The organism is Candidatus Merdisoma sp. JLR.KK011 (genome assembly GCF_036941125.1).
In the GTDB taxonomy this organism is placed as follows: Bacteria; Bacillota; Clostridia; order Lachnospirales; family Lachnospiraceae; genus Laedolimicola.
The window spans coordinates 1,372,914-1,395,030 of sequence record NZ_JAYWSZ010000003.1 but is presented as its reverse complement, the minus strand read 5'-3'; the positions used below and the strand labels follow the sequence as shown (position 1 = coordinate 1,395,030).

Annotated in this window: 18 protein-coding genes; 12 read left to right on the top strand and 6 right to left on the bottom strand. The window is 45.0% G+C overall.

Going from position 1 to position 22,117, the window contains the following annotated elements:
- Window positions 1–60: 60 nt before the first annotated feature.
- The 3 genes from VV089_RS07680 to VV089_RS07670 all read right to left on the bottom strand — a co-directional run bounded on the left by VV089_RS07680 (window position 61) and on the right by VV089_RS07670 (window position 3,454).
- Window positions 61–783, bottom strand: a complete 723-nt coding sequence (locus VV089_RS07680) for a glutamate synthase (protein ID WP_334335486.1) — start codon at window positions 781–783, stop codon at window positions 61–63.
- A 71-nt stretch (window positions 784–854) separates the two neighbouring features.
- A complete protein-coding gene (locus tag VV089_RS07675; protein WP_172541011.1) occupies window positions 855–2,360 on the bottom strand; it encodes a glutamate synthase-related protein in 1,506 nt (501 codons plus the stop codon).
- The gene (locus VV089_RS07670; protein ID WP_172541010.1) at window positions 2,360–3,454 is read right to left on the bottom strand and encodes a class II glutamine amidotransferase; all 1,095 of its coding nucleotides are present in this window, start codon (window positions 3,452–3,454) and stop codon (window positions 2,360–2,362) included. The genes VV089_RS07675 and VV089_RS07670 overlap by 1 nt, the downstream gene beginning before the upstream one ends.
- A 376-nt stretch (window positions 3,455–3,830) precedes the next feature.
- Here VV089_RS07670 and VV089_RS07665 point away from each other — a divergent pair, with 376 nt between their 5' ends.
- The 7 genes from VV089_RS07665 (at window position 3,831) to carB (ending at window position 17,298) form a co-directional block, all read left to right on the top strand.
- Window positions 3,831–5,927: a glutamine synthetase III family protein gene (locus tag VV089_RS07665; RefSeq protein WP_334335485.1), complete on the top strand. Its 2,097-nt coding sequence runs from the start codon at window positions 3,831–3,833 to the stop codon at window positions 5,925–5,927.
- A gap of 164 nt (window positions 5,928–6,091) precedes the next feature.
- Entirely contained in the window at window positions 6,092–7,849 is a 1,758-nt protein-coding gene (locus VV089_RS07660) for an ammonium transporter (protein ID WP_334335484.1), read from the top strand.
- 53 nt (window positions 7,850–7,902) lie between these two features.
- The gene (gene asnB, locus VV089_RS07655; protein WP_172541007.1) at window positions 7,903–9,483 is read left to right on the top strand and encodes an asparagine synthase B; all 1,581 of its coding nucleotides are present in this window, start codon (window positions 7,903–7,905) and stop codon (window positions 9,481–9,483) included.
- Between the two features lie 230 nt (window positions 9,484–9,713).
- Window positions 9,714–11,312 carry a CTP synthase gene (locus tag VV089_RS07650; protein ID WP_334335483.1) on the top strand — a complete coding sequence of 533 codons (1,599 nt, stop codon included), beginning with the start codon at window positions 9,714–9,716 and terminating at the stop codon, window positions 11,310–11,312.
- A gap of 280 nt (window positions 11,313–11,592) precedes the next feature.
- Window positions 11,593–13,011, top strand: coding sequence for an amidophosphoribosyltransferase (gene purF / locus VV089_RS07645; protein ID WP_334335482.1), 1,419 nt, complete (start codon window positions 11,593–11,595; stop codon window positions 13,009–13,011).
- Window positions 13,012–13,028: 17 nt separating this feature from the next.
- Entirely contained in the window at window positions 13,029–14,132 is a 1,104-nt protein-coding gene (gene carA, locus VV089_RS07640) for a glutamine-hydrolyzing carbamoyl-phosphate synthase small subunit (protein ID WP_334335481.1), read from the top strand.
- Entirely contained in the window at window positions 14,116–17,298 is a 3,183-nt protein-coding gene (carB, locus tag VV089_RS07635; RefSeq protein ID WP_334335480.1) for a carbamoyl-phosphate synthase large subunit, read from the top strand. The genes carA and carB overlap by 17 nt, the downstream gene beginning before the upstream one ends.
- A 40-nt stretch (window positions 17,299–17,338) precedes the next feature.
- Here carB and VV089_RS07630 read toward each other — a convergent pair whose 3' ends face one another.
- Both VV089_RS07630 and VV089_RS07625 read right to left on the bottom strand, forming a co-directional pair.
- On the bottom strand, window positions 17,339–17,869 hold the full coding sequence (locus tag VV089_RS07630) for a flavodoxin domain-containing protein (protein WP_334335479.1): 531 nt from the start codon (window positions 17,867–17,869) through the stop codon (window positions 17,339–17,341).
- Between the two features lie 4 nt (window positions 17,870–17,873).
- Complete coding sequence (locus VV089_RS07625; protein WP_172543786.1) at window positions 17,874–18,374, bottom strand: MarR family winged helix-turn-helix transcriptional regulator; 501 nt, start codon at window positions 18,372–18,374, stop codon at window positions 17,874–17,876.
- A gap of 132 nt (window positions 18,375–18,506) precedes the next feature.
- Here VV089_RS07625 and VV089_RS07620 point away from each other — a divergent pair, with 132 nt between their 5' ends.
- From VV089_RS07620 to VV089_RS07605, 4 genes are all read left to right on the top strand, one after another.
- Window positions 18,507–18,704, top strand: a complete 198-nt coding sequence (locus VV089_RS07620; protein WP_172543781.1) for a hypothetical protein — start codon at window positions 18,507–18,509, stop codon at window positions 18,702–18,704.
- A 48-nt stretch (window positions 18,705–18,752) separates the two neighbouring features.
- Window positions 18,753–19,043: a helix-turn-helix domain-containing protein gene (locus VV089_RS07615; protein ID WP_334335478.1), complete on the top strand. Its 291-nt coding sequence runs from the start codon at window positions 18,753–18,755 to the stop codon at window positions 19,041–19,043.
- Window positions 19,044–19,810: 767 nt separating this feature from the next.
- Window positions 19,811–20,251, top strand: coding sequence for a LytTR family DNA-binding domain-containing protein (locus VV089_RS07610; protein ID WP_334335477.1), 441 nt, complete (start codon window positions 19,811–19,813; stop codon window positions 20,249–20,251).
- Window positions 20,252–20,253: 2 nt separating this feature from the next.
- Window positions 20,254–20,739 carry a hypothetical protein gene (locus VV089_RS07605; RefSeq protein WP_334335476.1) on the top strand — a complete coding sequence of 162 codons (486 nt, stop codon included), beginning with the start codon at window positions 20,254–20,256 and terminating at the stop codon, window positions 20,737–20,739.
- A gap of 5 nt (window positions 20,740–20,744) precedes the next feature.
- Here VV089_RS07605 and VV089_RS07600 read toward each other — a convergent pair whose 3' ends face one another.
- On the bottom strand, window positions 20,745–21,074 hold the full coding sequence (locus VV089_RS07600) for a winged helix-turn-helix transcriptional regulator (RefSeq protein ID WP_172543789.1): 330 nt from the start codon (window positions 21,072–21,074) through the stop codon (window positions 20,745–20,747).
- A 314-nt stretch (window positions 21,075–21,388) separates the two neighbouring features.
- On the opposite strand from VV089_RS07600, the gene VV089_RS07595 reads away from it, so the two are divergent.
- Window positions 21,389–21,907 (top strand): nitroreductase family protein, encoded by a 519-nt coding sequence (locus VV089_RS07595; RefSeq protein WP_172543790.1) that lies wholly within the window; start codon window positions 21,389–21,391, stop codon window positions 21,905–21,907.
- Window positions 21,908–22,117: the final 210 nt, after the last annotated feature.

The following is a 22,117-nucleotide window of genomic DNA, read 5'->3' as shown; positions in this document are numbered from 1 at the left end:
AGCACCTTTCCTCCTTGTGTAGAGAACACCAACAAAACCGAATGCCAATGGTCTTGTTTTTCAATTTGCCGCATACATCTGTTTATACGGATTTTTACTGTCTGGCGTGACGACAGTAAAAGGCTCGGATAAAAGTTCGTCCATAGAATAACCGAAGTCTGAGCAGTATTCAGACAGATATTCCCGGATTTCGTCTAAATCTTCTGAGGCTGCGCCTCGTGCGGTAACCTGTTTTGGGAAGCGGATATTCTCGCAGCTGCCACGCAGGAACATCTTACCTCCATGCATTCCGGTACAGGGGAAATTGCCTACAAGGCTTCTGTTATTTTTATGAAGTCCAAGGACAATGATCACGCCTCCTGCCTGGTATTCTCCAAGAAAGCTTCCGGCACATCCGCCGATGATCATAACAGGAATTTTTTCTTTGTAAGCCTTCATATGGATTCCGGCGCGGTATCCCGCGCTGCCCTGTACATAGATTTTGCCGCCGCGCATGGCATAACCGGCAGCGTCTCCGATGCTGCCATGAATCAGAATCTTTCCTTCATTCATGGTATCGCCCACAGCGTCCTGTGCATTGGCATTTACCGTAATATTGGCATTGTTTAAGTATGCCCCCAGCGCATTCCCCGGTATCCCGTTAATTGTAAGATTCTTGCCGGACATACCGGCGGCAATAAATCTCTGGCCGCAGCAGCCTTCGATGATGTAATCGCTTCCTGCTTTACGCAATGCTTCATTTATAGCTCTGTAATCTAAATTTGCTGCATCAATCATTTGCATCTGACACCATACCTCCCCAAAATCTTTTTGTTTTTCTACAGAAAATGCAGTAGAAGTAACTGCTTTTTCAATTATTCCCCGGCATGAGAGATACCGAGTATCTCCAGCTCCTTTTCCGTTAAGCCGATGCCGCGGAGCATCAGCCGGTTTCCCCGTAAAGCCTCAATGGAATTGATTCCCATACCGCCCATGAATTCTTTTATTTCATGCTTCCATGCGGTCATCAGATGGATCAGGCGTTCACTGCCCACTGCAGGATCAAGCCTTTTCACAAGCTCCGGCCGCTGAGTTGCGATGCCCCAGCTGCATTTACCGCTTTGGCAGGTGCGGCAGAGATGACAGCCAAGGGCAAGCAGGGCGGCAGTCGCTACATAGCAGGCGTCTGCACCGAGCGCAATGGCTTTTACTACATCTGCCGCGCTTCGGATACTGCCGCCGGCCACAAGAGACACATGGCTGCGGATCCCTTCATCCCGAAGTCTCTGATCGACGGCTGCCAGGGCCAGCTCAATTGGAATGCCTACATGATCGCGGATCCTGGTCGGCGCAGCTCCGGTACCGCCGCGGAATCCGTCAATGGCGATGATATCTGCTCCGCTTCGGGCAATGCCGCTTGCGATTGCTGCAATATTATGTACGGCGGCGACTTTTACAATCACAGGTTTTTTATATTCCGTAGCTTCTTTTAGAGAGAAGACAAGCTGGCGTAAATCTTCGATGGAATAAATATCATGGTGGGGCGCCGGGGAAATGGCATCAGACCCTTCCGGGATCATACGGGTACGGGATATATCTCCTACAATTTTTGTACCGGGAAGATGCCCTCCGATACCTGGCTTTGCACCTTGCCCTATTTTGATCTCAATGGCTGCGCCTGCCTCCAGATAATCCGCATGGACGCCAAAACGGCCGGAAGCTACCTGCACGATGGTATTTTCCCCGTAACAGTAAAAATCTTCATGGAGGCCTCCTTCTCCGGTGTTATATAAAATACCAAGCTCTGCAGCTGCAAGCGCAAGGGACTTGTGGGCGTTGTAGCTGATGGAACCATAACTCATGGCAGAAAACATAACCGGCATAGACAATTCCAGCTGCGGAGGCAGCTTGCAGTCTAAGGTTCCATCTTTTGCCCGTTGTACTTTTGACGGCTTCTTTCCAAGATAAACTCTGGTTTCCATGGGTTCCCGCAAGGGATCAATGGAAGGGTTCGTTACCTGTGATGCATTGATCAGGATTTTGTCCCAATAAACGGGGAAGGGCTTTGGATTACCCATGGATGACAAAAGAACGCCGCCGCTGCCAGCCTGTTTATAGATCTCTTTTATCATTTCCGTTGACCAGTTGGCGTTTTCACGGAGGGTACAGTCGCTTTTTACAATCTTCAAGGCTTTTGTGGGACAAAAGGAAACGCAGCGCTGGCAGTTTACGCATTTTGAGTCGTCACATGTCATGATTTTGTGCTTTTCATCGTAGCTGTGGGCTTCGTTTGCACATTGTTTTTCACATACACGACAGGAAATACATCGGTTTTCGTTTCTGATTACTTCAAATTCCGGATAAATAAATGCGATACTCATTAAAATGCACCTTCCTTTACTTGAACGACGACAGGCTCGCCGCCTGCCGGAGACCATATATTTTCTGCATTCGGCTCCATAGTCCGGATAGCGGCTTCTTCACTGGCAATGAATACCCGGTCATCCTTTTCCCCCACAACCATGGAACGAAGCTTCAGCCGGTCATTCAGCGCCATCAATCCGCCCTCAAATCCCAAAACGATAGAGAACGGACCGGTGATCAGAAGGCTCGGAAACATCGTTCTAAGGTAAGTATGTTTCTTTTGATCTTCCAAATCCGTTTTTGCCGCAATGGTACTCCAGAACGGGGCAGCGATTACACTTGCGGCTTCGCCCAGCGTAAGCCCCTGTACGCGGAGCAGGTAATCCATCATATAGGTAATGACTTCCGTATCGGTCTGGAGGGTGCATTTATAGCCAAACATCTCGATAAACCGGCGGTTGGCATCATAGGAAGATATTTCTCCGTTATGCACAACGGAATAGTCAAGCAGTGTAAAGGGATGCGCGCCTCCCCACCAGCCGGGAGTGTTTGTGGGATAACGTCCGTGTGCCGTCCAGGAATATCCTTCGTATTCTTCTAATTTATAAAAGACACCCACATCCTCCGGGAAGCCGACCGCTTTGAAGGCGCCCATGTTCTTGCCGCTGGAAAAGACGTAAGCACCGGACATTTCGGCGTTGATCTTCATAACGGTTTTGGCCACAAACTCTTTTTCTTCTAACTGTAAAGATACAAGAACGGATTTTAAGGGCGCGGCAAAATATCTCCATATGATCGGTTCGTCTGTGACTTCCGGAATCTTCCGGGTCGGAATAATTTCCGATTGGATGATTTCAAAGCGTTCTTTTAAGAAGGCTTCACATTCCTTGCGTGTGTCCCGGGAATCAAAAAACATATGGAACGCATAAAAATCTTTATATTCCGGATAAATGCCGTAACCAGCAAAACCGCCGCCTAATCCGTTGGAACGGTCATGCATGGGTTTCATGGAATTTGTGATCATTTCACCGGACATCTTATTTCCGTCTTTGGAAATGACTGCTGAGATTGCGCACCCGGAAGGGATTCTTACTTGACCTTCGATTTTCATAAACCTTGTACCTTCCTTTCAACATAAATCAAAAAAGCAAAGGCATCCGCTTTTGGGGCAGGTGATCCCTGCTCCAAAAATGAACGCCTTTGCTCATATTTTATATTTATACAGCGGATGAGGTACTTTGTCAATCTTTTTTGGAGACGATAGAAAAAATAAAAAAAGGATTGACAAATGATTTTGAAAGGTGTATCATCCAACACGTAAAGGCAAAGGCGTCTTTGAGAGGAAGCTCTCAGAGACGCTTTTTACTTTACAAATGAAAATACATACAATTTGATATAAAAAGGCAAGGGAGTCTTTTGCGGCGCAGGAAAACGCACCATGAAAGCTGTCCTTGCCTTTTTCTTTTCAAATTGGAAGGAGTGGGATTATGAAAAATGTATCGGATTTTTTTGGATGTAACGTATTTGATGACAGAGTGATGAAAGCAAATTTATCGGCAAAGGTTTATCAGTCTTTGAGAAAGACGATTGATGAAGGCGCAAAGCTTGATATCGGCGTGGCAAACGCAGTGGCGGCGGCTATGAAAGACTGGGCGGTGGAGCATGGCGCTACGCACTATACCCATTGGTTCCAGCCCCTTACCGGCGTTACAGCAGAAAAGCACGACAGCTTTATTTCTCCGTCCCCCGATGGCGGTGTGATTATGGAGTTTTCCGGAAAGGAGCTGATCAAGGGAGAACCGGATGCTTCGTCGTTTCCCTCCGGCGGACTTCGGGCTACTTTTGAAGCACGTGGATACACAGCATGGGATCCTACATCTTATGCATTCATAAAGGGCAATACCTTGTGTATTCCGACCGCCTTCTGCTCTTATGGCGGAGAAGCCCTGGATAAGAAAACGCCTCTGCTCCGTTCTATGGAAGCCTTAAATAAGCAGGCAATCCGTATTCTTCACCTGTTTGGAAACGACGATGTAAAATGTGTCCGCACGTCCGTAGGGCCGGAACAGGAATATTTTCTGATTACAAAAGAAATGTATGAACAGAGGAGAGATCTCCAATTTACAGGACGCACGCTTTTTGGCGCAAGACCGCCAAAAGGACAAGAGATGGACGATCATTATTTCGGCGTGATCAAGCCGAGGGTTGCAGCCTATATGGAAGAATTGAATGAGGAGCTCTGGAAGCTGGGTATTCTGGCAAAGACAGAGCATAATGAAGTTGCCCCCGCACAGCACGAGCTTGCCCCTATCTATACCACAACAAACATTGCAACAGACCATAACCAGCTGACCATGGAAATGATGCAGAAGGTTGCGGCAAAGCATGGGCTTGTATGCCTGCTGCATGAAAAACCATTTGCTGGAGTAAACGGAAGCGGAAAGCATAACAACTGGTCTCTGACTACAGATGGAGGCGTGAATCTGTTGTCGCCGGGGGAAACGCCGTATGAAAATGCGCAGTTTTTATTATTCCTTTGTGCGGTTATTAAGGCGGTGGACGATTATCAGGATCTGCTCCGTCTTTCTGTCGCAACAGCAGGAAATGATCACAGACTTGGGGCAAACGAAGCGCCTCCGGCCGTCATTTCGATCTTCCTTGGCGAGGAATTACATGCGGTACTGGAAGCGATTGAAACCGGCACTCCCTATGCGGGAACGGAAAAAACACAGATGAAGCTGGGCGTGGACGTACTTCCAAAGTTTAACCGGGATACCACAGACCGCAACCGCACGTCGCCCTTTGCATTTACCGGGAATAAATTTGAATTCCGTATGCTTGGCTCTTCCAACAGCATTGCCTGTGCCAATATTATGCTGAACAGCGCGGTTGCGGAAAGCTTGAAAATCTATGCGGACAGACTGGAAAAAGCAGAGAATTTTGAAGATGTGCTCCATGAAATGATTCGCAAGACCATCAAAGATCATAAGCATGTTATTTTCAACGGGAATGGTTATGACGACACCTGGATCAAGGAAGCCGTGGAAGAGAGAGGGCTTCTTAACTATCGTACAACACCGGATTGTATGCCGCATCTGCTGGATGAAAAGAATGTACGGATGCTGACAAGCCACAAGGTTTTTTCGGAAGCAGAGCTGAAGTCCAGATGTGAAATTATGCTGGAAAACTATTGTAAGGCGGTTTTGATTGAAGCAAATACTATGATCGATATGGCAAAGACAGAAATTGTTCCGGCAGTAAGTGCATATGTACTGGAGCTTGCAAATACAGCGGCGGCAAAAAAGGCAGTCGATGATTCCATTTCATGCGGTTATGAGACGAAGCTTGTGAGAAACCTTGCAAAATTAGAAGAGCAGATTGCGATCAAGACAGATGAATTGGAAGAAGCCGTGATGAAGCTTCAGGACGCAGAAGATGTGGAAGCAGAAGCTTATAGGATTCGGGATGCTGTTTTGGGAAAAATGGGAGAATTAAGAGCTGCCTGCGATGAAGCAGAAGCGATGACGGCAAAGAAATACTGGCCGTTTCCAACTTATGGCGATTTACTGTTTGGCGTAAAGTAAGATGATGACTTGTACTTTAGTACTGTCGCGCAGCGACTTTGAATCAGTAATATCCTTCAAAGTGCACAAATCAATTTACAGACACATGCATTTGTGGCTGTAAATTGATTTCATACCCGTGTACTTTGAAGGATATTACGGAACTGGAATAGGAGGAAGAGAATATGGATGAAGCTATGAAAGCGTTTGTGCAGGAAGCAGTATCCGGCGAAGTGTTCGGAGTCTGGTTTTTAATCGGAGCCGCATTGGTATTCTGGATGCAGGCAGGTTTTGCAATGGTAGAGGCAGGTTTTACCAGAGCAAAAAATACAGGAAATATCATTATGAAGAACTTGATGGATTTTTGTATTGGAACCGTAGTATTTATACTGATTGGGTTTGGGCTGCTGATGGGAGAAGACCTGTTTGGGTTTATCGGAAAGCCGGGATTTGATTTGTTTACTGCATATGCGGAGTTTGATTTTTCAAGCTTTGTATTTAACCTTGTATTCTGTGCTACAACGGCAACCATCGTATCCGGCGCAATGGCGGAACGTACAAAATTTCTATCCTATTGTATTTATTCCGGTGTAATTTCTGCGTTGATTTATCCAATCGAAGCACACTGGATATGGGGAGGAGGATGGCTGGCACAGCTTGGCTTCCATGATTTTGCCGGCTCCTGTGCGATTCATATGGTAGGCGGTATTTCCGCATTGATTGGTGCAAAAATTCTTGGTCCGCGTATCGGAAAGTTTACCAGAGATAAGAGCGGAAACATTGTGAAAGTAAATGCCTTTCCGGGGCACAGCATTGCACTTGGAGCACTTGGGGTATTTATTCTTTGGCTCGGCTGGTATGGATTTAATGGTGCGGCTGCAGCTTCTATTGCACAGCTTGGTTCTATTTTCCTGACAACAACCGTTGCGCCAGCTGTTGCAACGGTTGCCTGTATGATCTTTACATGGATAAAATATGGAAAGCCGGATGTTTCCATGTGTCTGAACGCATCTTTAGCAGGACTTGTGGCAATCACAGCACCGTGTGATGTGACAGATGCATTCGGTGCGGCTATCATTGGAGCCGTTGCAGGCCTTTTGGTTGTGTTTGGCGTATGGCTTCTCGACCATGTGCTTTATATTGATGATCCGGTGGGGGCAGTTGCCGTGCATTGCATGAATGGGATCTGGGGTACACTGGCAGTTGGATTATTTGCTACAGACACAGCTCCTGGATACAATATTGCAGATGCTTCGGGAGAAACTTTAACCGGTCTGTTTTATGGCGGCGGATTTGATTTATTAAAACTTCAGTTTATCGGCTTTGCCGGTGTCGCGGCATGGACAGCGGTTACGATAACGATTGCATTCCTTGTGATTCGAGCGATTGTTGGTCTTCGCGTAGACAGAGAAGAAGAAATGACTGGCCTTGATGCGGCAGAGCATGGTCTTCCTTCTGCATATGCAGGCTTTGCAATGCTTCCGGAGTATATTGAAGAGGGAAATGACCCTGTGGCGGTATCCGGTGACACTCCGGTTGCGGAAGCGATTCCGGTTAAGAAAGTTCCTGCATTTGAAGAAGGCACTCCGAAGTTTACAAAAATTGAGATTGTCTGCAAGGAATCAAAATTTGAAGCATTAAAGAATGCAATGATAAAGCTGGGAATTACCGGTATGACAGTATCCCATGTCCTTGGATGCGGAATACAGAAAGGCAAGCCGGAATATTATCGCGGTGTACAGGTAGAAGCGAATCTGTTTCCCAAAGTACAGGTGGACATTGTAGTCAGTGCAGTTCCGGTCCGTAAAGTGATTGAAACAGCCAAGAAGGTACTTTACACAGGGCATATTGGAGATGGAAAGATTTTCGTCTATGATGTGGAAAATGTGGTGAAAGTAAGAACCGGAGAAGAAGGCTTTGACGCCCTTCAGGATGTGGAATAAAAGCCGGGACAGATAGAAAGCTGAATTACTTAAATTTATGGAGGTATATTCCGATGTGTTCTATTATGGGATATTGCAGCCGCGGCGCTGCTTTTGATGCTTTTATGGAAGGATTTAACAGGACGAAGTCAAGGGGGCCGGATGACAGCCGGATTGTTGAAACGGGAGAAGGCCTGCTTGGATTTCACAGATTATCCATTATGGGGCTGGCTCCGTCGGGGATGCAGCCGTTTAAACTAGGTAACAGCTATATAGTCTGCAACGGAGAAATATATGGTTTTAAGAAGCTGAAAGAAAAACTGTCAGAGAAATATACTTTTAAGAGCGAATCGGATTGTGAGGTTCTTTTACCGCTGTATCAGGAATATGGAACAGCTATGTTCGCCATGCTGGATGCAGAGTTTGCCTGTATTCTTTATGACGGAGACGCAGGAGAATTTATTGCGGCAAGAGATCCGATTGGGATCCGGCCTTTGTATTATGGATATGACAAAGAAGGAGCTGTTATATTCGCCAGCGAGGCGAAAAATCTGACAGGGCTTACGGATAAGATTATGCCCTTTCCCCCAGGACACTATTATAAAAGCGGTCAGTTTATCCGATACTGTGACATTGCTAAAGTGGATCGTATCTGCCGCGATAATCTGGAAACCGTATGCAGACACATTCACGATAAACTGACAGCCGGAGTGGAGAAGCGTCTTGTCGCTGACGCAAAAGTGGGTTTTTTGCTTTCCGGCGGACTGGATTCTTCTCTGGTATGTGCGATTGCGGCAAAGAAAAGCAAAGAACCCATCAGAACCTTTGCCATTGGTATGAGAGAAGACGCCATTGATTTAAAGTATGCAAGGCAGGCGGCGGATTATATTGGAAGCGACCATACAGAGGTTTATATGACGCCGGATGAAGTGCTTTCTTCTCTGGAGACAGTCATTCAGCTCCTTGGAACGTATGATATTACAACAATCCGTGCATCCATGGGAATGTATCTGGTGTGCAAGTGGATCCATGAACAGACGGATATCCGTGTTGTGCTGACGGGGGAAATATCGGATGAACTGTTTGGATATAAATATACAGATTTCGCACCGGATGCAGCGGCTTTTCAGATGGAGGCGGAGAAACGAATCCGGGAGCTTCATATGTATGACGTTCTTCGGGCCGATCGCTGTATCTCCGTAAACGCACTGGAAGCAAGAGTTCCTTTTGGCGATTTGGATTTTGTAAAATATGTGATGTCTATTGATCCGGAATTAAAAATCAACACGTATGGAAAAGGGAAATATCTGCTGCGCCGTGCATTTGAAGGTGGTGATTATTTACCGGAAGAGATTTTGTGGAGAGAGAAAGCGGCGTTTTCAGATGCGGTTGGACATTCCATGGTAGATTACTTAAAGGAGTATGCAGAGCGTAAATATACGGATAAAGAGTATGAAAGTATGTGTGAAAAATATACATATGCCAGACCGTTTACAAAGGAATCCTTGCTATACCGGGAGATTTTTGAAACCTATTATCCGGGGCAGGCCGGGATGATTGCCGGCTACTGGATGCCGAACAAGGAATGGAAAGGATGCGACGTGAAGGATCCTTCTGCAAGGGTGCTGTCAAACTATGGAGACAGCGGAAAATAGAGTTTTCTGTAGTCCAGCTAAGAAATGTCAAGTGTTTTTGAAAAAAAATCTGCTGGACGGTAAAGCTGCAAAGGCGCACGAGAGGAACTTTTATGAGAGCTTTTTCGAATAAAAGTTTCTCTCATTACCGGTGTGTCGAAGCAGCTTTACCCTTTAGTGCTGTCGCGCAGCGACTTTTAATAGAAAGAATGATAACAGCAGTGAAATTTGAATAAGGAAGCAAAATGATTATGACAAAATATATATTTGTGACCGGAGGTGTGGTATCGGGTCTTGGAAAAGGGATAACGGCAGCTTCTCTTGGACGGCTTTTAAAGGCGAGAGGCTTGAAGGTGGCGGCTCAGAAGCTAGACCCATATATTAACGTGGATCCCGGCACCATGAGTCCTTATCAGCATGGCGAAGTGTATGTGACGGAGGATGGGGCTGAAACAGATTTGGATTTGGGGCATTATGAACGGTTTATCGATGAGAATTTGAATCAGTATTCCAATCTGACTACAGGAAAAGTCTACTGGAATGTATTGAATAAGGAGCGAAGAGGGGAATACCTTGGTTCTACGGTTCAGGTAATTCCCCATATCACGAATGAAATCAAGGAATTTGTGTATCGTGTGGGAAAAAAGACAGGAGCAGATGTGGTGATTACAGAGATAGGCGGAACCATTGGCGATATAGAATCACAGCCTTTTGTAGAGGCGGTACGTCAGATCTCTCTGGAAGCAGGCAGAGAGAACAGCCTGTTCATTCATGTGACATTGGTTCCGTATTTAAGCGGTTCCGGAGAGCATAAATCAAAGCCGACGCAGCACTCGGTAAAAGAGCTCTGTGGGATGGGCATTCACCCGGATATCATTGTTCTGCGTTCCGACAAGCCCTTAGAGGAATCGATTTTTCAGAAAATTTCTCTCTTTTGCAATGTAAAACCAGATTGCGTCATCGAAAACCGGACATTGGAGAATATTTATGAGGCCCCCCTGATGCTGGAGAGGTCAGGGTTTTCCTCCGTTGTGTGCAGGGAACTGAATATGAAAGCGCCAAAACCGGATTTGACGGATTGGGAAGAGATGGTGGAACGCATCCGTCTGCGATCAGAGGTAGTACATATCGGATTGGTTGGAAAGTACGTAAAACTTCATGACGCATATCTGTCAGTGGCGGAGGCCATGAACCATGCAGGATATGAACGGAATGCATTCGTAAAAATTCACTGGATTGATTCGGAAACGATCACGAAAGAAAATGTAAATGACATATTAAAAGGAATGAATGGGATTATTATTCCGGGCGGATTTGGAAATCGCGGCATAGAAGGGATGATTTTATCGGCGAAATATGCCCGGGAAAACCAGATACCTTATCTTGGAATCTGCCTTGGTATGCAGATTGCAGTTATTGAATTTGCAAGAAATGTATCGGGAATTGCAGATGCGCATTCTGGGGAATTTGATGAGCAGTGTAATCATAAAGTAATCGATTTTATGCCGGGACAGAGCGAGGCGGTTGATAAAGGCGGAACACTGCGCCTTGGAAGCTGTCCCTGCAGGATTAGGCCGGGAACAACAATGGAAAAATGCTATGGCACAGAGATGATACAGGAGCGTCATCGCCACCGCTATGAATTTAATAATAAGTATCGCAAAGAACTGACCGAAGCCGGGCTTGTGATCAGCGGTACATCGCCGGATGACAGTCTTGTGGAAGCGGTAGAGCTGCGCGAGCATCCTTTTTTTGCAGGCGTGCAGTTTCATCCGGAATTTAAAAGCCGTCCCAATCAGCCGCATCCGCTGTTTAAAGGATTTATTGCGGCTGCATTGGAGCAGGCATGAGCAGAATGCTCTACATAGTCCAGCTAAGAAATGTCAAGTGTTTTCGAAAAAAATTTCTGCTGGATGGTAAAGCCGCAAAGGCGCACGAGAGGAACTTTTATGAGTGCCCTTTCGAATAAAAGTTTCTCTCAATACCAGTGTGCCGAAGCAGCTTTAAAACAGTAATATCCCTCAAAGTGCACAAATCGATTTACAGACGCATTTTTATGCGGCTGAAAATTGATTTCATACCTGTGTACTTTGAGGGATATTACGGAACTGGAATGGAGGAAATAAGGTTATGGCTATCCATGAAGAGTGCGGCGTATTCGGAGTGATGGGTACAAAAAAGGAAAATGTGGCAAGCATTGTTTATTATGGGCTGTATGCCCTGCAGCACAGAGGACAGGAGAGCTGCGGAATTGTTGTGAACGATGACGGCGTATTTTCTTCCTACAAAGATCTGGGGCTTGTCAGTGAAGTATTTTCGAAAGATACATTCAATCATTTTCCCATGGGAAATATGGCAGTTGGACATGTAAGATATGGAACAACCGGAGGAAACACAAGAAATAACTGCCAGCCTATTGAAGTCAATCATCAGAAAGGAAAGATGGCGCTGGCGCACAATGGAAATCTAACCAACGCATTAGAGCTTCGCGATAAGCTGGAATTATCGGGGGCAATTTTCCATACAACCAGTGATACGGAAACCATCGCTTATGTGATTACGAGAGAACGGCTTATGACGCCAAGCATTGAGGAAGCACTCAGCAATACCATGGGTTTACTGGAAGGCGCTTATTCGCTGGTGCTGATTTCTTCTACAAAGATGATTGCGGCAAGAGATCCATATGGGTTTCGGCCGCTTTGCTATGGAAAGACGGCGGACGGGGCATATGTGGCTGCATCCGAAAGCTGTGCGCTGTCAGCGGTAGGAGCAGAATTTATCCGTGATGTGCTGCCGGGAGAGATTCTGGTGTTTACAAAAAACGGTGTGGAATCAAGGAGAGAGCACTGTGAAAAACAGAGAAAAAAAACCTGTATTTTTGAATATATCTATTTTGCAAGACCGGATTCTGTTATAGATGGCATATCCGTACACGAATCTCGTATGAAGGCCGGAGCATTGCTGGCAGAGAGTTATCCCAAATGCGCGGATATTGTGATAGGAGTTCCCGACAGCGGATTGGATGCAGCATTGGGGTATGCGGAAAAATCCGGAATTCCTTATGGGATTGGGCTGATAAAAAACAAATATATTGGCAGGACATTCATTTCTCCGGGACAAAATGAACGTTTGGACAAGGTCAGGATTAAGCTGAGCCCGGTCAAGAAGGTAATCGATGGAAAAAGGGTTGTGCTGATTGATGATTCCATTGTCAGAGGGACGACCAGCAAACGGATTGTAAAGCTTTTGCGTGATGCCGGAGCGAAAGAGATCCATATGAGAATTTCTGCTCCTCCATTTTTATATCCCTGTTATTATGGAACAGATATTGACTCGGAAGAAAACCTGATTGCATGTCATCATAGCATGGACGAGATTGCAAAGATAATAGGAGTAGATTCTCTGGGATATTTGCCGATAGAGAAGCTGAATAAACTGATAGACAGCGAGGGTTATTGCGCTGCCTGCTTTCAGGGGGAATATCCGACGAAAATCCCGGCAGATCTGCGTAAGGACCGTTTTGAAAGGAAGCTGTCTGAACGGGTTTGAGCGAAAGAGGTGCATGTATGATGAAAAAATTTGACAGAAAACTGATTCTGTCCGACGGCAGCGAATACTGTGGATATGGATTTGGTTCTAAGCTTGAAAAAATGACGGAAATTGTATTCAATACTTCTCCGGTTGGATATCAGGAAATCCTTTCCGATCCCTCCTATACTTATCAGACAGTCGTGATGGCATATCCTTTGATTGGCAATTACGGAATGGCAGAAGATGATTTTGAAACGGATATTCCGACTATCGGCGGACTGGCGGTGCGGGATTACAACGGCCAGCCGTCCAATTTCCGCAGTAAATACACCTTATCGGAAATTATGGAGAAATATAAGATACCGGGCATCTACGGGATTGATACAAGAAAGCTGGTACGTTCCATACGCGACCTTGGAAGCCGAAAGGCATTGCTCACAGATATTGATACATCCTTAGAGGATGGACTTCGTAAACTGGATTTATATGATATTCCAAGGGACGCCGTGTCGCAGGTAAGCCGGAAGGAAATGCAGCAATACCTTGTGCCGGATGAGAAGTATCATGTGGCCGCTGTTGATTGTGGGATGAAACAGAATATTGTGAGGACTCTGAACCGGAGAGGATGCAGCGTGACAGTCTTTCCGTGGAATACTTCTGTGCGGGAAATCGAAAAGTTGAGACCGGACGGAGTCTTTTTATCCAACGGACCGGGAAATCCCGAAGATGTGCAGACGGTGGTAGAACTGGTCAAAGAACTAAAAGGCAAATACCCGATATTTGGCATCTGCCTTGGCCATCAGCTGATTTCTCTTGCATATGGGGCCAGGATTTATAAGCTGAAGTTTGGCCACAGGGGAGGAAATCATCCGGTGAAAAATCTGCAGACCGGCAAGATAGAGATTACGTCCCAGAACCATTCCTATGCAGTGGATGAAGGAAGCCTTGCAAATACCCGATTGAAGGTAACGCATCGAAATCTGCTGGATCAGACGGTAGAAGGCGCGGCCTGTGAGGAAGATAAGGTATTCGGTGTGCAGTATCACCCGGAAAGCGCGCCTGGGCCGCAGGACAGCGGTTATCTGTTTGACCAATTTATAAATATGATGGAGGGAACAAAGAATGGCGAAAAGAACTGATTTAAAGAAAATACTTGTCATTGGTTCCGGCCCGATTGTGATTGGCCAGGCAGCAGAATTTGACTATGCAGGTACGCAGGCATGCCTCGCATTGAAAGAGGAAGGATACGAGGTTGTACTGTGCAATTCCAATCCGGCAACCATTATGACGGATACGGCGGTTGCGGATAAAGTGTATATGGAACCGCTGACGCTGGAATATGTGGCGAAGATTGTCCGCCATGAGCGCCCGGATGCCATTGTGCCGGGGATTGGGGGGCAGACCGGACTGAATCTGGCGATGCAGCTTGAAAAAAAAGGAATTTTAAAAGAATGCCGGGCGGAGCTTTTGGGAACGTCTATTGAAAGTATTGAACGGGCAGAAGACAGGGAACAGTTCAAAAAGCTTTGTGAAGAACTGGGAGAGCCGGTACTTCCCTCTGCCATTGCGAATACGGCGGAAGAAGCGGTAAGGGCAGCGGAGCAAATTGGTTATCCGGTGGTGCTGCGCCCTGCGTTTACCCTTGGAGGAACGGGTGGAGGCTTTGCGGATGACGAGCAGGAATTTATGGGACTGATTAAAAATGCCCTTGCGTTATCTCCGGTTCATCAGGTATTGATTGAAAAAAGCATCAAAGGCTTCAAGGAAATCGAATACGAAGTGATCCGCGACGCCAACGATACGGCAATCACAGTCTGCAATATGGAAAATCTAGATCCGGTGGGAATACACACAGGAGATTCCATTGTGGTATGCCCATCCCAGACACTGACCAATAAAGAATATCAGATGCTGCGGGACAGCGCATTGAAAATCATCCGTGCACTGAAGGTAGAGGGAGGATGTAATGTGCAGTTTGCCCTTGATCCGGATTCTTTTCAGTATTACCTGATTGAGGTAAATCCGCGGGTCTCCCGTTCTTCCGCCCTTGCATCAAAGGCAAGCGGCTATCCAATTGCGAGGGTGTCTGCAAAAATCAGCGTGGGGATGAGGCTGGATGAGATTATGCTGGTAAATACGCCGGCTTCCTTTGAGCCGGCATTGGATTATATCGTGACAAAAATGCCGCGTTTTCCATTCGATAAATTTACGGATGCAAACCAGGAGCTTGGTACGCAGATGAAAGCTACCGGGGAAGTGATGAGTGTAGGAAGAACTTTTGAAGAAAGCCTGTTAAAAGCAATCCGTTCTCTGGAAACGGGGGCCTATCATCTGTACATGGCAAAGTTTGAAAAGGATCCTGTAAACGCATTGATGGAATCTATAAAAATTGGTACAAATGACAGAATTTTTGCTATTGCACAGCTATTAAGATTGGGCGTCTGCGTTTCAGAGATTTCCGGGCAGACCGGAATTGACAGCTTCTTCCTTAACAAAATGAAAAAGGTGATAGATCTGGAAACGGAACTGAAATCATGCGCCGGCGACAGGGAAGCTCTGTATCAGGCAAAGAAAACAGGCTTTTCCGATAAGGCTGTGGCAGAGCTGTGGAATAGGACAGAAGCAGAGGTTTTTGAGCTGCGTAAGAAATGGGGTATTTTTCCGGTTTATAAGATGATCGATACCTGTGCGTCAGAGTTTGAAAGCTATGTTCCGTATTTCTATTCTACCTATGAGGAAGAAAATGAATCGGTAATCGAAGACAGAAAGAAAATCGTTGTGCTTGGCTCCGGCCCAATCCGTATCGGCCAGGGTGTGGAGTTTGATTATTCCACGGTACATGCAGTTAAGGCCATCAAGGAAGCCGGATATGAGGCAATTATTATCAATAACAATCCGGAAACCGTGTCTACGGACTATACTACATCAGACAAGCTGTATTTTGAACCCTTATGCGTGGAAGATGTTATGAATGTGATTGAAATGGAAAAGCCGGATGGGATTATCGTATCTTTTGGCGGACAGACTGCGATTAATCTGGCAGAGCCATTAGAAAAAAGAGGAGTAAAGCTCATGGGTGCAGATTGTGCAGCCATTGAAAAGTCTGAAAACAGAGATGCTTTTGAAAAGCTGCTGTCAGAGCTTTCCATCCCAAAGCCAAAAGGACAGGCTGTGACATGTATGGAAGATGGCGTAAAAGCTGCAGAAGAGATCGGCTATCCGGTATTGGTACGTCCAAGCTTCGTGCTCGGCGGAAGAGCCATGCAGATTGTGGCAAAGGAAGAGCATCTGCGCCATTATTTAAAAACAGCCGTAGAAATTGATGAAGATAAACCGGTGTTGGTGGATCAATACATCTGCGGCAGGGAAGTGGAAATTGATGCTGTTTGCGACGGAAAGGATGTATTTGTTCCTGGAATCATGGAGCTGGTAGAAAGAACCGGCGTACATTCCGGTGATTCCATCTGCGTATATCCTGCCTTCAGCATATCCGAAAAGGTAAAAGAAAGGATTCTGGACTATGCAGAGAAATTGGGGCTTGGCATCGGCATTGTCGGTCTGTTCAATATTCAGTTTATTGTGGATAAAGAGGAGAAAGTATCTGTCATTGAGGTGAATCCGCGTTCTTCGCGAACCGTACCGTTTTTATCAAAAGCAGCCGGGTATCCGCTGGCTGATATTGCAGCGAAAGTCATTCTTGGAAAGAGCCTGAAAGCACAGGGGATTGATGAAAGATACCCGAAAGAAAAGCAGCGATGGTACGTAAAAGTACCGACATTTTCCTTTTCCAAATTAAATGGAATGGATACCTACCTTTCACCGGAAATGAAATCCACGGGAGAGGCAATCGGATATGACAGGAAGCTTCACAGGGCCATGTATAAAGCCATGACTGCCTCTGGTATCCGCGTGCAGAATTACGGGACTGTAATCGTGACACTTGCAGATGAGGATAAAGGCGAAGCCCTTCCTTTGATCCGGCGTTTCTATGATATGGGGTTCAATATAGAGGCAACCTCTCTCACAGGAGAGTATCTGAAGCAGCATGGGATCCGTACCCGTATACTGGGGAAGCCTTCGGAAGGCAGCAGTGAAATTCTGGATGCAATCCGGGCCGGATATGTCAGCTATGTCATCAATACCCGCGCAATTCTTTCCGGCGTTCATTATGAAGATGGCGCAGCAATCCGAAGGGCGGCAGCACAGAGCAATATTACGATGCTTACATCACTGGATACGGTGAGGGTGCTTTTAGATGTGCTGGAGGAAGTGACCATTGGTGTGTCTACGATAGATGCGGAATGAAGCGGTAAAAATATGAGGTATGGCGGCTGCCATACCTTTCCTAAAATGCATCTTTTTTCAAATATTGCAAAATCGGTTCAATATACTTTTTGTCCGAAATATCATAAGACGAAGAAATCATTTTTACCATGATCTGTTCTGCTTCAGTCTTATTCTTTTGGGCTTTAAGTGCTGTTACAAACATTTTCATAATAAGTTTCGACGTTATAGACATTTTTTCATAATTGAATCCGCCCGGGCAGTAGAAAGCTTTTACATTTTTCTGTTCTGACTCGTTGAAATTCCGTTTAAGAGCTATGTCAATTTCCGGGTTGTCGACGGGACTTGCTCCAACACAGAATGCAATCAGCTTCTTATCGGCCCATTTATCAATATTTCCCTTGAACCATTTTATTTGGCTGATGCTGCCGGCACAGGCCCAGCCTCCGAAAATGATTGCATCATAAGCGGTCAAATCTTTCTTTTTTGCGGCGGATAATTCAAAACAGTCCGCCCTGGCCGCTTCCGCTATCCACTGGGCATAACGTTTTGTAAACCCTGTTTTTGAAGTATAGATTACGATTGTCTTCATCTGCTTAAATCTCCCTGTCTTTTTTCATTGCAGCTCTCTTTTCCAGATTTTCTATTCCGGCATACAGCTGTGATAGAAGAATGAAAAGAGTTTCGACCTCTTTGTCGGTATAAACTTCAAAAAGATAATTCAAATCCTCTTGGTATTCTGCAAAATCATTTACATAAAAGGCATCTGCCTTTTCGGTGGGGCAGATACACATAGCTCTTGTGTCATGGGGGCTTTGCTGAATCGTAATAAATCCTTTTTTCATCAGGACATTGGCCAGTTTTTTGATATTTTGTCTTGAACAGCCTAACAGATTTCCCAACTGGGTGAATGTCAGCGGTTCCTTTGACTGCCTGACGATTGACAGCAGCATAAATTGTTTTAACGATACCTCTGGAATATAGTTGTCAAAAAGTGTCTGCAGCTTGTTTCCGGCAATGAATAATGTGCTGAAAATGGCCTTTCTTTGATTTTCTGTAGAACTTGAAAATTTTGCAGTCAAATCGTCTAGATTCATACAGTCCTCCTGATTGGAAACTTGTTACGCATTTAATTGTAGCAACATGTTACCTATATGTCAATATGAATGATAGAAATGAGATAAGGATAAAATTCAAAATTTTGTTTAAGACAACAGGTACAACATTTTATGATTTTAGCAATGACCTTCTCAAAAACGGTCAACAGATATATAATATACTTGCATGAACCTACAAAACAAGCAAAGCATTTTGCCAATGGAGATAATCCAGAGCAGGTAAATACGGAAATAGAAAACTTTATCATCGAAACTGTCTGCCAAGAAATCAACTGCTGGTTGAATCTTTCAAAATCAACCAATGGTTAGTTCTAGAGCAATTTTTTCTGTTATACTGATGAAAAGGAGGATGGAAACATGAACCAGGAAACGATAGGAAAATTCATTGCAGCCTGTCGGAAAGACAAGGAACTTACACAGACACAGTTAGCAGAAAAGCTAAATATTACCAACCGGGCAGTGTCAAAATGGGAAACGGGAAAAAGTATTCCGGATGCCTCCATTATGCTGGACTTTTGTAAAATACTTGGTATCAGTGTAAATGAACTGCTCAGCGGAGAAAGGATTGCTATGGAAAATTATCAAAAAAAGCAGAAGAAAATCTTGTGGAATTGCAGCAAAAAGCAAATAAAGCCCAAAAAAGCATAAATTTCTTTATAAGGCTTGTAATCCCAATTTTAGGAGTGTTCTTTCTAGTCAAATATGGAATAGGAAGCAGAACCTGGCATTTTGTAGATTCCACCAGTATGGAATTTATCCTGATTCCCTGCCTTCTGATACTGCTGTGTACAGGATATTGGCGGGACTTTCTAAAGGCATTTGTCTATATAATTAAGAGAGAGAATTGCACGGCTGAAATGATAAGGGACAGCTCAAACGCACTTAAGCTGGTATGCAGATCCAGTTTGATTTGGAGAAGCATCGGTTTTACAATCAACATGGTGAATCTTTTGCGGTATCATATGCTTGATTCCGAGTTTGCTTCACCTACATTATGGGGCGATATAGCGGTGGCTCTGGTTTCCTTGTTTTACGCCCTGGTTATAAATGCAGTACTTGTTCCATTGTATTTTGAGCTAAACCGTTTACATAGGAAAAAAACAAAGTGAGAGTATGAAATCGCCGACTTTTCAAAACACGCCGCTATAGGAAGGAACGTATAAAAGTTATTTGTATATGATGCGGTAAGATAAAAAAGAAGCACCAACAGATGAATCAATCATCCAATGGTGCTTTCTTTTTGCCCTGGATATGCAAGAATATGCAGGATACTTCAAATTTTTGTCGAAAATATAACTCCCCATATTTTTACATGGCAGCTTATGTGGGAAAAACGACATCCTGCGTGCAGGCCTCTTGATAAGCCGCTTATTTCGGATATAATAAATCACATCCAGACCCAAGGAGGTGAGGCTTTGAATATTGAAATACATGTGGATGATCAGGCAGAGGAGCTGAGCGTCTCCATTACATGCCGCCGGCTGACTCCCGATGTGGAAAAAATACTGGCGACACTGCGGATGATGAACCATCAGTTAACGGCGAAAAAGGATGACGAGATTTATTTTCTGGATATTGCACAGATCGTATATATCGAGAGCGTAGACAGAAAATGCTTCTTATACACCTTGGATGAAATATATGAATCCGATCTTCGCCTGTATGAACTGGAACAGCAGTTGGAGGAATACGGTTTTTTTCGTGTAAGCAAGTCCTTCCTGATCCATTTGCAGAGCATCCGGACATTGAAAGCAGACATCAACCGAAGAATCCGCATCACCATGTCGGGCGGCGAGGAGATTATCGCTTCCAGGCAGTATGCGGAAAAATTGAAAAAAAGATTAGGAGTGAGATAAGTATGGAAGAGAAGAGAAGTATTTTGGATTATCTGGCACAGGTGTTATTGATATTCGGCTTTGCAATGGTGATGATCAATCTGTTCTGCCTTGCATTTGGAGCTTCTGCAGAGGAGGTCTCCGCCATGTTTTCCCTGGGGGATAAGGGGATTCCGGTGAATGTTGTTTTTCAATTCCTGGCAGTATCCCTTTTGATTACAGCCCTTCGTTTTATGTTTTTTACAGATACTTTCATCCGGAAAATGGCGCTCTGGCTTAGAAGCCTTTGTTTGTTCACAGGGATTGTGATTGTCATATCCGCATTTATCATAGCTTTCCGCTGGTTTCCGGTGGGAATGTGGCAGTCCTGGGCAATGTTTTTTGCCTGCTTTGGGCTTTCTGCCCTGGGGAGTTACCTGCTGATGAACCTGAAAGAAAAGGATGAGAACAGACGGATGGAAAAAGCCCTGGAGCGGTTAAAGGCAGAAGAAGGGAAAGTAAACGGGTAGGCAGGCTATTTGCAGCTCTGTCCGTCTAAATAACCTTCGCCCCAATTACACATGGCGTCTAAAACAGGAATGATGCTTTTGCCCAAATTGCTTAAGGAATATTCAACTTTCGGCGGAACCACGGGATAAACAACACGGATAATTAAAAGATCTCTTTCAAGCTCCCGTAATTGCTGGGTAAGCATTTTGGGCGTAGCTTTGGGAATTAATTTGCTGATTTCATTAAAACGCAGCGTTTTGTTAATCAAATGCCACAAGATAAGCGCCTTGTACTTACCGCCGATCAAATCGATGGTTGCTTCTACGGGACAATTATAATTACCTGCACATTTCATAATTTTCTCCATTCCAGTTCCGTAGAACTTCATTCAGTACCCGGTATCTAGTAGTCCGTACCGGAAATCCTTCTGGCACAGTATGAAGTTCTGCTGTTTCCTTACATGATCTCTTACTGGACGAAGTCTGCCCGCCCTGTAGGGGATGCATGAATGGGAAGATTTGCAAGGTATACTTTTGGGTACTATATATCAAAAAAGTGCGTTCTTGCCTTTAAAAAAATAAGTGTTAGAATTATAGCATAAGGCAGTGGAAATATCAACTCCAGCCTTAGCTTGCAATCAAAGTACATACAAAGAAAGGAAGGAATGTTATGAGTTTTTTAGAACTTGCAAAAAAGAGGTACAGTGTCCGTTCCTACACACCGCAGAAAGTTGAAGAGGAAAAGCTGGACAAAATTTTACAGGCAGCTCACGCAGCTCCCACAGCCGCCAATCTTCAGCCGGTTCGTTTAATTGCAGTACAAAGCGAAGAGGGACTTGAAAAAATCGGGAAAGCAGCAAATATCTATGGTGCGCCCCTTGCCGTCATTGTCTGTGCAGATCACAATAAGGCGTGGGTGCGTCCCTTTGATAAGAAGCAGACGGCAGATATAGACGCTTCGATTTTAACCGACCATATGATGCTGGAGGCAGCGGAGCTGGGTTTAGGTTCCGTCTGGGTTTGCTATTTTAAGCCCGATATTATAAAAAAGGAATTTGAATTGCCGGGCAATCTTGAACCCATCAACATCTTGGCGATAGGGTATTCAAACGAAGAAGCTGCCGATCCGGAACGACATTCACAGACCCGTATTCCAATAAAGGAACTGGTATCTTACGAAAAACTGTAGGCCTATTCCAGTGGCTCTGCAAAGAAAAAACGATACGTACGCATTTAGGGACTGTCAGAATCTGACAGTCCTTTTGAATACCCGGAATTGAAACTGTTTGTCCGGCGGTATATGGAAGAGCATTCTACACAGTAGATGATGCACCGTTTATATGGAATAATTTGGATAGTTTTTTGTGAGAGGGTATGCTATACTTATAAATTAAGGATT